Source organism: Streptomyces sp. ATLC9 (assembly GCF_057196705.1).
Genome location: NZ_JBXUOY010000195.1, coordinates 1 through 10,472, shown reverse-complemented (window position 1 = coordinate 10,472; position 10,472 = coordinate 1). Strand labels below are relative to the sequence as shown.

Annotated in this window: 11 protein-coding genes and 1 pseudogene; 9 read left to right on the top strand and 3 right to left on the bottom strand. The window is 73.4% G+C overall.

Translation table 11 applies throughout. The features are described from left to right. A pseudogene (locus AC2CJA_RS19035) lies at positions 1 to 106 on the bottom strand (IS5/IS1182 family transposase); the annotation flags it as partial. Between the two features lie 190 nt (positions 107 to 296). On the opposite strand from AC2CJA_RS19035, the gene AC2CJA_RS19030 reads away from it, so the two are divergent. After that, positions 297 to 419, top strand: a complete 123-nt coding sequence (locus AC2CJA_RS19030) for a hypothetical protein (RefSeq protein WP_302851989.1) — start codon at positions 297 to 299, stop codon at positions 417 to 419. Positions 420 to 513: 94 nt separating this feature from the next. Here the strand turns inward: AC2CJA_RS19030 and AC2CJA_RS19025 are convergent, their stop codons facing one another. After that, complete coding sequence (locus AC2CJA_RS19025) at positions 514 to 1,398, bottom strand: hypothetical protein (RefSeq protein ID WP_484603910.1); 885 nt, start codon at positions 1,396 to 1,398, stop codon at positions 514 to 516. A gap of 54 nt (positions 1,399 to 1,452) precedes the next feature. On the opposite strand from AC2CJA_RS19025, the gene AC2CJA_RS19020 reads away from it, so the two are divergent. From AC2CJA_RS19020 to glmM, 4 genes are all read left to right on the top strand, one after another. Then, positions 1,453 to 3,072: an ABC-F family ATP-binding cassette domain-containing protein gene (locus AC2CJA_RS19020; RefSeq protein ID WP_484603909.1), complete on the top strand. Its 1,620-nt coding sequence runs from the start codon at positions 1,453 to 1,455 to the stop codon at positions 3,070 to 3,072. A 254-nt stretch (positions 3,073 to 3,326) separates the two neighbouring features. After that, positions 3,327 to 3,770, top strand: a complete 444-nt coding sequence (gene rplM, locus AC2CJA_RS19015) for a 50S ribosomal protein L13 (RefSeq protein WP_241715836.1) — start codon at positions 3,327 to 3,329, stop codon at positions 3,768 to 3,770. A gap of 40 nt (positions 3,771 to 3,810) precedes the next feature. Then, the gene (gene rpsI / locus AC2CJA_RS19010) at positions 3,811 to 4,314 is read left to right on the top strand and encodes a 30S ribosomal protein S9 (RefSeq protein WP_484603908.1); all 504 of its coding nucleotides are present in this window, start codon (positions 3,811 to 3,813) and stop codon (positions 4,312 to 4,314) included. Between the two features lie 243 nt (positions 4,315 to 4,557). Beyond that, complete coding sequence (gene glmM, locus AC2CJA_RS19005; RefSeq protein ID WP_484603907.1) at positions 4,558 to 5,916, top strand: phosphoglucosamine mutase; 1,359 nt, start codon at positions 4,558 to 4,560, stop codon at positions 5,914 to 5,916. A 388-nt stretch (positions 5,917 to 6,304) separates the two neighbouring features. On the opposite strand, the gene coaA is transcribed toward glmM, so the two are convergent. Beyond that, entirely contained in the window at positions 6,305 to 7,336 is a 1,032-nt protein-coding gene (coaA, locus tag AC2CJA_RS19000) for a type I pantothenate kinase (protein ID WP_484603906.1), read from the bottom strand. A gap of 208 nt (positions 7,337 to 7,544) precedes the next feature. Here coaA and AC2CJA_RS18995 point away from each other — a divergent pair, with 208 nt between their 5' ends. The 4 genes from AC2CJA_RS18995 to AC2CJA_RS18980 all read left to right on the top strand — a co-directional run. Then, on the top strand, positions 7,545 to 7,787 hold the full coding sequence (locus AC2CJA_RS18995; RefSeq protein WP_484603905.1) for a hypothetical protein: 243 nt from the start codon (positions 7,545 to 7,547) through the stop codon (positions 7,785 to 7,787). 36 nt (positions 7,788 to 7,823) lie between these two features. Next, entirely contained in the window at positions 7,824 to 9,671 is a 1,848-nt protein-coding gene (glmS, locus tag AC2CJA_RS18990) for a glutamine--fructose-6-phosphate transaminase (isomerizing) (RefSeq protein WP_484603904.1), read from the top strand. Positions 9,672 to 9,720: 49 nt separating this feature from the next. Beyond that, entirely contained in the window at positions 9,721 to 10,089 is a 369-nt protein-coding gene (locus AC2CJA_RS18985) for a holo-ACP synthase (RefSeq protein ID WP_484603903.1), read from the top strand. Between the two features lie 83 nt (positions 10,090 to 10,172). Beyond that, the coding region (locus AC2CJA_RS18980; protein WP_484603902.1) for an NAD(P)H-hydrate epimerase at positions 10,173 to 10,472 on the top strand (300 nt) is incomplete at its 3' end.

Here is a 10,472-nt window from a genome sequence, read left to right as displayed (position 1 = left end):
GGCGGCGCCAGCGGGAGCCGATCCGACGCCGGTGCCCCGCGAGCAGACCGGCGAGACGCTGCGGGGTGCGGCTGGACAGATCGATGGCAGACGGGTAGACAAGCACGAGAGTTCCTGGCGGACTGGTGATCTTGGTCGTGAACCCGTCCACCAGGAGCTTTCCTCATGCCCGCCACCGGGGTCGCCGGTCCAACCACTCGTCAGGTTGGAAGAGGCTCACTGTCGAATGGCGGCGCTCCAAGACCGGCCCCTGCCCAGTCTTCGCGGCGACGCGTGACGGGCGCACAGCCGTCGGAGTGATCCTGAACAGCTCCGACCGCCACCGGGACGCGACGAGGATGCCCGACCGGTCCTTCAAGCGGAAGACGGCTACGAAGGTGACGCTGCGCACGCTCCCGGCGGGAGCCCAGCGGGACTGACGTCCCCGCGCCGGCCGGGGGGGGGGGGCCCCCCCCCCCCCCCCGCGCGCGGGCCCCCGGCCCCCCCCCCCCCCCGTCCGGTTCAGGGCCCGCGTCAGCCGGTGACCGAGGCCGCCGCCTGCTCCCGGCCGCGTTCGAGGATGCGGGCGAAGGCGAAGTCGGCCGCGTCCAGGCCCGCCCGGCGGGCGGCGGTCTCGGAGGCGGTGACGTCCTTGCCGCTGGTGTAGCCGGAGATGGTGAAGTACGCGTAGCGGCCCAGCGCGTTGGCGGAGGTGCGGCAGGTCACGCCGCCCCGGCAGAAGGTGGGCACGCCCGAGCCCGCCAGTGAGGCGACGTTGGGCCGGGACTGCTCCTTGGCCCTGCTCGCGTCCTCGGCGTCGTCGAAGACCGCGACGCCGACGGTGACCGCCACCCCCTCGCGCACATACGTCACCCGGATCAGCTCGCGGCAGCCGTTGTCGGTCAGCACCGCGCCGAGCGCCCCCTGGGTGCCGGACGCGCAGCTCCCGGTGGAAGCCGTGGCGCCCTTGTCGTAGGTGCGGCCGTTGACCTTCATCGAATCGCCGGGGAAGAGCGTGGCGGCGCCGAGCGGGGCGGTGTCCTTCTCGGCGCTGGAGAGGAAGTCCCGCGGGTCCGGCGGCGGGGGAGGCGGCTCGGAGGAGAAGGACGGCTCCGGCTGCTCCGGGCCGGGCGGCGGCGTCCCGGAGGCCGTCGGCGCCGGGGAGTCCGAGGCGGCGGCGGGGCCGGAGCCCGATCCGCCTTCGTTGACGACCGCGACCGCGACGATCGCGGCGACGACGGCGGTGGCCATCGCCCCGCCGCCGATCATCAGCCAGCGGCGGCGCCGGGCGCGGGCGCGCTCGCTCCGCTCGGCGAGCGCCGCCCAGTCCGGCCCGGACTGCCCCGGCCGCCCGAACGGATCAGGCTGCCCGGACGGTCCTCCCGGGCCCCAGCCCGGCCCCCCCTGCCCAAAGCTCATGCCCCGTATCTTATTCGCTTGCCGCGAGGCCGCCGGCGCGGTCACAGTCGGGGGATGGGACACGTCGAGGCCGCGCACCTGGAGTACTACCTGCCCGACGGGAGGGTGCTGTTCGGTGACGTCTCGTTCCGGGTGGGGGAGGGCTCGGTGGTGGCCCTGGTGGGTGCCAACGGGGCCGGGAAGACGACGCTGCTGCGGCTGATCGCCGGAGAGCTGAAGCCGCACGGCGGCACGGTGACCGTCGGCGGCGGACTCGGGGTGATGCCGCAGTTCGTGGGCTCGGTCCGGGACGAACGCACGGTGCGCGACCTGCTGGTCTCGGTGTCCCGGCCGCGGGTGCGCCGGGCGGCGGAGGCGGTGGACGCCGCCGAGCTGAAGATCATGGAGGTCGACGACGAGGCCGCCCAGATGGGTTACGCGCAGGCGCTGGCGGACTGGGCGGAGGCCGGCGGCTACGAGGCCGAGACCGCCTGGGACGTGTGCACCACCGCCGCCCTCGGCGTCCCCTACGACAAGGCGCGGTGGCGGCAGGTGCGCACCCTGTCGGGCGGTGAGCAGAAGCGGCTGGTGCTGGAGGCGCTGCTGCGCGGCCCGGACGAGGTGCTGCTGCTGGACGAGCCGGACAACTACCTGGACGTCCCCGGCAAGCGCTGGCTGGAGGAGCGGCTGGCCGAGACCCGCAAGACGGTCCTGTTCGTCTCCCACGACCGCGAGCTGCTGGCGCGGGCGGCGCGGAGGATCGTCAGTGTGGAGCCGGGCCCGGCCGGATCGGACGTGTGGGTGCACGGCGGCGGTTTCGCCACCTACCACCAGGCCCGCAAGGAGCGCTTCGCCCGCTTCGAGGAACTGCGGCGGCGCTGGGACGAGCAGCACGCGCAGCTGAGGAAACTGGTGAACACGCTCAAGCAGAAGGCCGCCTACAACGACGGGCTCGCCTCCCGCCTCCAGGCGGCCCGCACCCGGCTGCGGAAGTTCGAGGAGGCGGGCCCTCCGCAGGAGCCGCCGCGCGAGCAGGAGATCCGGATGCGGCTGCGCGGCGGACGCACCGGGGTGCGGGCGGTCACCTGTTCCGGGCTGGAGCTGACCGGGCTGATGAAGCCGTTCGACCTGGAGGTCTTCTACGGCGAGCGGGTAGCGGTGCTGGGCTCCAACGGCTCGGGCAAGTCGCACTTCCTGCGGCTGCTGGCCGGGGGTGACGTCGCCCACACGGGGGAGTGGAAGCTGGGCGCCCGGGTGGCGCCCGGCCACTTCGCCCAGACCCATGCGCACCCCGAACTGGAGGGCCGCACCCTGCTCGACGTCCTGTGGACCGAGCACGCGAAGGACCGGGGCGCGGCGATGTCCGCGCTGCGCCGCTACGAGCTGGACCGCCAGGCCGAGCAGCCCTTCGGGAGACTCTCGGGCGGCCAGCAGGCCCGCTTCCAGATCCTGCTGCTGGAGCTGGCCGGATCGACGGCGCTGCTGCTGGACGAGCCGACCGACAACCTGGACCTGGAGAGCGCCGAGGCGCTCCAGCAGGGGCTGGAGGCGTACGAGGGGACGGTGCTGGCGGTGACGCACGACCGCTGGTTCGCCCGCTCCTTCGACCGTTTCCTGGTCTTCGGCGCGGACGGGCGGGTGCGCGAGGCGCCGGAGCCCGTCTGGGACGAGGGGCGGGTGGCGCGGGCGCGCTGAGGGGTGTGCGGGAGGGTTCCGCCGCACCCGCCGGGGGAGGGGTGTTTTGACCCGTGCGGAGGACGGCCGGTATCCTGCTGGTTCGTTGTGCGTATTGGCTTGCTCGTTCTCACGTGAGAGGCCGTTACGCCTGGTCCACCAGGACGATGACCAGCGACCCGCACCGGCTTGCGTCACCGGAGCGCGGTCAGGGCTGTCGTGATCTCCGGTGACCTTGTCAGGAAACACTCACTGAAGAAGCGAAGGCTACGACCGTGCGTACGTACAGCCCCAAGCCCGGCGACGTCCAGCGCCAGTGGCACGTCATCGACGCCACCGACGTCGTCCTGGGCCGTCTGGCCACCCAGGCCGCCACCCTTCTGAGGGGCAAGCACAAGCCGGTGTACGCGCCGCACGTTGACGCTGGTGACTTCGTCATCATCATCAACGCCGACAAGGTGCACCTCTCCGGCAACAAGCGGACCCAGAAGCTGGCCTACCGCCACTCCGGCTACCCCGGCGGTCTGCGGTCCGTCCGCTACGACGACCTGCTGAAGAACAACCCGGAGAAGGCCGTGGAGAAGGCCGTCAAGGGCATGCTCCCGAAGAACTCCCTGGGCCGCCAGATGCTCTCGAAGCTGAAGGTCTACGCGGGCGAGAACCACCCGCACGGCGCCCAGCAGCCGGTCCCGTTCGAGATCACCCAGGTCGCGCAGTAGTCCGGCCACAACCAAGACTGAAGAGAGCTTAAGGAGAACCGTGGCCGAGACCACCGCCGAGACCCCGATCGAAGAGGTCGAGCAGTACACCACCGAGACCCCCGAGGGCGTCGAGGAGTACACCACCGAGTCCCTCGCGTCCCGTTTCGGTGAGCCCCAGCCGGGCGCCGGCACCGGGCGCCGCAAGAACGCCATCGCCCGCGTGCGCATCGTGCCGGGCAGCGGCCAGTGGAAGATCAACGGTCGCACCCTGGAGACCTACTTCCCGAACAAGGTGCACCAGCAGGAAGTCAACGAGCCGTTCAAGGTCCTGGAGCTGGACGACCGCTACGACGTCATCGCCCGCATCAGCGGCGGCGGCGTCTCCGGCCAGGCCGGCGCGCTGCGCCTGGGCGTGGCCCGCGCCCTGAACGAGGCGGACGTGGAGAACAACCGCGGCCCGCTGAAGAAGGCCGGCTTCCTGACCCGCGACGCCCGCGCGGTCGAGCGGAAGAAGGCCGGTCTGAAGAAGGCCCGCAAGGGCACCCAGTACAGCAAGCGCTGATCAGCGCCTCGCTGTCCGCTGGAATCCCTGGGATCCGCTGACGAGCGCCCCGACAGCACCGTCACGGTGCGTCGGGGCGCTCGTCTTCGGGTCGCCGCCCGACTCCGGACCGGCGCGTCCGGTGGGGCGACCGTCGGCATGCCGGATCCGCGGCCGTGCCGCATCCGCCGCCAAGGGGCGTATATCTGGATCGACCGGGCCTCGGCGCGCCCGGAGCTCAGCTCGGAACTCGGAGGAACCACGGTGGGACGACTCTTCGGTACGGACGGTGTGCGCGGAGTCGCCAACGCCGACCTGACCGCCGAAATGGCGCTCGGTCTGTCGGTCGCGGCGGCGCACGTGCTCGCCGAGGCGGGTACGTTCAAGGGCCATCGCCCGGTGGCGGTGGTCGGACGTGATCCGCGCGCGTCCGGGGAGTTCCTGGAGGCCGCCGTGGTGGCCGGACTGGCCAGCGCGGGCGTGGACGTGCTGCGGGTGGGCGTGCTGCCGACCCCGGCCGTGGCGTACCTGACCGGCGCGCTCGGCGCCGACCTGGGCGTGATGCTGTCCGCCAGCCACAACCCCATGCCCGACAACGGCGTCAAGTTCTTCGCCCGCGGCGGCCACAAGCTCGCCGACGAACTGGAGGACCGCATCGAGCGGACCTACCGCGAGCACGCCTCCGGCGAGCCCTGGGACCGCCCGACGGGCGCCGGGGTGGGCCGGGTCAAGGAGTACGACGAGGGCTTCGACAAGTACGTCGCCCACCTCGTCGGCGTCCTGCCCAACCGGCTCGACGGGCTCAGGGTCGTCATCGACGGAGCGCACGGCGCGGCGGCGCGGGTCTCCCCGGAGGCGTTCGCGCGGGCGGGCGCCGAGGTGGTCACCATCGCCACCGAACCCGACGGGCTCAACATCAACGACGGCTGCGGCTCCACCCACCTCGCCGGGCTGCGCGCGGCCGTCGTCGAGCACGGCGCCGACCTGGGCGTGGCCCACGACGGCGACGCCGACCGCTGCCTGGCCGTGGACGCGGCCGGCGAGGAGATCGACGGCGACCAGATCCTCAGCGTGCTGGCCCTGGGCATGAAGGAGGCCGGCGCGCTGCGGGGGAACACCGTGGTGGCCACGGTGATGTCCAACCTCGGCTTCAAGCTCGCCATGGAGCGCGAGGGCGTCGAGCTGCTCCAGACGGCGGTCGGCGACCGTTATGTGCTGGAGGAGATGAAGCGCGGCGGCTACTCGCTGGGCGGGGAGCAGTCCGGGCACGTGATCGCCTTGGACCACGCCACCACCGGCGACGGCACCCTGACCGGCCTGATGCTGGCCGCGCGGGTGGCCGCCACCGGCCGGCCGCTGGCCGAGCTGGCGGGCGTCATGCGGCGTCTGCCGCAGGTGCTGGTCAACGTGCGGGACGTGGACAAGACCCGGGTCTCCTCCTCGGCCCGGCTGGCCACCGCCGTGAACGAGGCCGAGAAGGAGCTGGGCGAGACCGGCCGGGTGCTGCTGCGCTCCTCCGGCACCGAGCCGCTGGTGCGGGTGATGGTCGAGGCCGCCGAGGAGGAGCAGGCCTGTGCGGTGGCGCAGCGGCTGGCGGACGAGGTCAAGTCCGCGCTGGGCTGACGCTCCGCGCTTTACGCGCGGTCCGGCACGACATCGGGCGGCCGCCGGCCGCCCCGCCCCGTTCCCCGGCGAGCACGGGGGATGACCGGGCGCGTCGAGCCCGTCGACGTGGCGGACGGCGCCGCCGAACCCGGCTGCCGCACCGCCGGCCGCGGAGTGGCGACGGTCGCGCTCCGGGCGGTCCGCCGGCCGGCCGCCTGGCGGTGCCGGCTCATGGAGCTGACGGCCCTCACCGTCTTCGGCGATCCGGCCGTCCGTGCCGTGCCGGCGCGGACGGATTCCAGAGGCGCCGGGGAGGCCGCGCCGGGCGGCCCGGCCTCCGCCACCGGCTGCGGCCGGACGCCGCTTCCCGCTGACGGGAGCGGTCCGCCGGCGCGGGCGCTCCGTGTCAGAGCTTGCGCAGCGACAGGCGCTGGACCTTGTGGTCCGGGCCCTTGCGCAGGATCAGGCCGGCGCGGCCCCGCGTCGGGGCGATGTTCTCCTGGAGGTTCGGGCGGTTGATCGTCCGCCAGATGCCGCGCGCGTAGTCCAGCGCCTCCTCCTCTGACACCTGCGTGTACCTGCGGAAATAGGAGAAGGGGTTCTGGAAGGCCGTCTCGCGCAGCTTGCGGAAGCGGCCCAGGTACCACCGCTCGATGTCCTCGGTGCGCGCGTCCACGTAGACGGAGAAGTCGAAGTAGTCGGCGACGGCCAGCCGGGTGCGGCCGTCCTTGCCCGGCAGGGCCGGCTGGAGGACGTTGAGGCCCTCGACGATCAGGATGTCGGGGCGGCGCACCGTCAGCACCTCGCCGGGGACGATGTCGTAGACCAGGTGGGAGTAGACGGGGGCGGTGACCTCCTCCCGGCCGGACTTGACGTCCGCGACGAACCGGGTGAGGGCGCGGCGGTCGTAGGACTCGGGGAAGCCCTTGCGCGACATCAGCCCGCGCCGGTGCAGTTCCGCGTTGGGGAACAGGAAGCCGTCGGTGGTCACCAGCTCCACCCGCGGGTGCTCGGGCCAGCGGGCCAGCAGCGCCCGCAGCAGCCTGGCCACCGTGGACTTGCCGACCGCGACGCTGCCCGCGACCCCGATGACGAACGGGGTGCCGCGCTGTGCGCCGTTCCCGCCGCCCGCGTCGCCGAGGAAGGTGTTGAGCGCGCCGCGCAGCCCGTGGGTGGCGCCGACGTAGAGGTTGAGCAGCCGGGACAGCGGCAGATAGACGTCCCGCACCTCGTCGAGGTCGATGACGTCGCCGAGACCGCGCAGCTCCTCCACCTCCGCGGCGGTCAGGGGCAGCGGGGTCTTCTCCCGCAGGGCGCTCCACTCGGCCCGCCCGAGGTCGACGAAGGGGCTCGTGTCGGACGGCCGGCCGCGGCGCTGCTGCTGCGGCGGGTCGCCGGGCGCGGCGCAGGGCCCGGGAGCGGTTGCGGGGGTGGGCACGGGTCCATTGTCGGGCCGGGCGCGGCCGGCCTCACGGCCGTTCCCGTGTGATCAGCAGCACAGATGTTCGCGCGAGGGGGTGTACGCGGCGGTCCGGCGCGGATACGTTGACTGCATTCGCGCACTTGTTCCAGTTGTGTGCGTTCGCCGCGGCGGCTCCCGCCCGCTCCGGCGGGTTCCGAACACCACCGGCCCGGAGGAGATCCGTATGCCGCTTCCGTTCCGGCGTCTCCGCACGGCGCGGCGCCGCTCCGCCGCGCGCGGCTCCGCCGAGTCGTGCGACGCCCGGGTGTGGGAGGAACTCCTGGACGAACTGCCCGACGAGGACCTGGGGGAGCACCCGGCCGACGCCCTGGAGGCGTACCGGCCGGGCGGCCGGCCGCGGTGCGAGGAGGCGGAGTACCTGGAGATCGTCGGACGGGCGGTCGGACGAATAGGGCGAGGGCGCTGACAGCCCTCGCCCCCGGCAGCCCTTAGGCTGCATCGCATGTGCGGAATCGTTGGTTATGCGGGAGGGCAGTCCGCCCTCGACGTCGTCATCGCGGGACTGAAGCGGTTGGAGTACCGCGGTTATGACTCGGCGGGCGTTGCCGTCCTCGCCGACGGCGGGCTGGCCGCCGCGAAGAAGGCCGGGAAACTGGGCAACCTCGGCAAGCTGCTGGACGAGCGCCCGCTGCCGGCCGGCGTCACCGGCATCGGCCACACCCGGTGGGCCACCCACGGCGGGCCGACCGACGCCAACGCGCACCCGCACCTGGACAACTCCGGGCGGGTCGCGGTCGTCCACAACGGCATCATCGAGAACTTCGCCGCGCTCCGCGCCGAGCTGGCCGAGCGCGGCCACGAGCTGACCTCCGAGACCGACACCGAGGTCGTGGCCCATCTGCTCGCCGAGAACTTCTCCTCCTGCGGCGACCTGGCCGAGGCCATGCGGCAGGTGTGCCGCCGGCTGGAGGGCGCCTTCACCCTCGTGGCCGTCCACGCCGACGAGCCCGGCACCGTCGTCGGCGCCCGGCGGAACTCGCCGCTGGTGGTCGGCGTCGGCGAGGGCGAGAACTTCCTCGCCTCCGACGTCGCCGCGTTCATCGCCCACACCCGCGAGGCCATCGAGCTGGGCCAGGACCAGGTCGTGGAGCTGAGGCGGGACCGGGTCACGGTCACCGACTTCGACGGCGCCCCCGCCGAAACCCGCGCCTACCACGTGGACTGGGACGCCTCGGCCGCCGAGAAGGGCGGCTACGACTACTTCATGCTCAAGGAGATCGCCGAGCAGCCCAAGGCGGTCGCCGACACCCTCCTGGGCCGCATCGACGAGGCCGGGCGGCTGGCCCTGGACGAGGTGCGCATCCCCGACCACGTGCTGCGCGAGGTGGACAAGGTCGTCATCGTGGCGTGCGGCACGGCCTACCACGCCGGGATGATCGCCAAGTACGCCATCGAGCACTGGACGCGCGTCCCCTGCGAGACCGAGCTGGCCAGCGAGTTCCGCTACCGGGACCCGATCATGGACCAGCGCACGCTCGTCGTCGCCATCAGCCAGTCCGGCGAGACCATGGACACCCTGATGGCGCTGCGCCACGCCCGGGAGCAGGGCGCCAAGGTGCTGGCCATCTGCAACACCAACGGCTCCACCATCCCGCGCGAGTCCGACGCGGTGCTCTACACCCACGCCGGGCCCGAGGTCGCGGTCGCCTCCACCAAGGCGTTCCTGACCCAGCTGGTCGCCTGCTACCTGGTGGCCCTCTACCTGGGCCAGGTGCGCGGCACCAAGTGGGGCGACGAGATCGGCTCGGTGATCCGGGAGCTGTCGCAGATCTCCACGGAGGTCGAGAAGGTCCTGGCCACCATGGAGCCGGTGCGGGAGCTGGCCCGCTCCCTGGCGGACAAGAACACCGTGCTCTTCCTCGGCCGCCATGTGGGCTTCCCCGTCGCCCTGGAGGGCGCGCTCAAGCTCAAGGAGCTGGCGTACATGCACGCCGAGGGCTTCGCGGCCGGCGAGCTCAAGCACGGCCCGATCGCGCTGATCGAGGATGACCTGCCGGTGGTGGTGGTCGTGCCGTCGCCGCGCGGCCGGTCCGTGCTGCACGACAAGATCGTCTCCAACATCCAGGAGATCCGGGCCCGGGGCGCGCGGACCATCGTCATCGCCGAGGAGGGCGACGAGACGGTCGTGCCGTACGCCGACCACCTGGTGCGCATCCCCGCCACGCCCACCCTGCTCCAGCCGCTGGTGGCCACCGTGCCGCTGCAGGTCTTCGCCTGCGAGCTGGCCACGGCCCGCGGCAACGAGGTGGACCAGCCGCGCAACCTGGCCAAGTCGGTGACGGTGGAGTGAGTTCGCGCAGCGGACGGACCGGGCGCGCCCGGCGGGCGGGGGGACGCGGGTGATCGTCGGGGTGGGGATCGACGTCGCCTCGGTCGACCGCTTCGCCGGCGCGCTGGCCCGCACCCCCGCCATGGCCGAGCGGCTGTTCACCCCCGCCGAGCAGACCCTGCCCGGCGGGGAGCGGCGCTCGGTGGCCTCCCTGGCGGCGCGGTTCGCCGCCAAGGAGGCCCTGGCCAAGGCGCTGGGCGCACCCGGCGGGCTGGTCTGGACGGACGCGGAGGTGCACGCCTCCGAGCACGGGCGGCCGCTGCTGCGGGTGACCGGCACCGTCGCCGCCCGCGCGGCCGAGCTGGGGGTGCGCCACTGGCACGTCTCCCTCAGCCACGACGCGGGGGTGGCGACGGCCGTCGTGATCGCCGAGAGCTGACCGCCGGGGGCCGACCGCCGGAGGCGCCCCGCCGGTGCGGCCGAACGCGGACGGGCCCGGCGGCGGACGGTCACACTGAGGGCATGAGAGATGCCTACAGCGTGCAGACCGTACGGGCCGCCGAGCGGGAGCTGATGGCGCGCCTGCCCGCCGGGGCGCTGATGCGCCGCGCCGCCGCCGGGCTGGCCGCCGCCTGCGCCGGGATGCTGGGGCGCGTCTACGGCGCCCGGATCGCCCTGCTGGTGGGCAGCGGCGACAACGGCGGGGACGCGCTCTTCGCCGGGGCGTACCTGGCCCGGCGCGGCGCCGGGGTGACCGCCGTACTGCTCAGCCCGGAGAAGGCCCACACCGGCGGGCTCGCCGCGCTGCGGGCGGCCGGGGGC

Bases quoted from the DNA above. Each gene is read 5' to 3' on its own strand.
- AC2CJA_RS19020 (WP_484603909.1), top strand. From the start codon at position 1,453: ATGGGACACGTCGAGGCCGCGCACCTGGAGTACTACCTGCCCGACGGG.
- AC2CJA_RS19025 (WP_484603910.1), bottom strand. From the start codon at position 1,398: ATGAGCTTTGGGCAGGGGGGGCCGGGCTGGGGCCCGGGAGGACCGTCC.
- AC2CJA_RS18995 (WP_484603905.1), top strand. From the start codon at position 7,545: ATGCCGCTTCCGTTCCGGCGTCTCCGCACGGCGCGGCGCCGCTCCGCC.
- glmS (WP_484603904.1), top strand. From the start codon at position 7,824: ATGTGCGGAATCGTTGGTTATGCGGGAGGGCAGTCCGCCCTCGACGTC.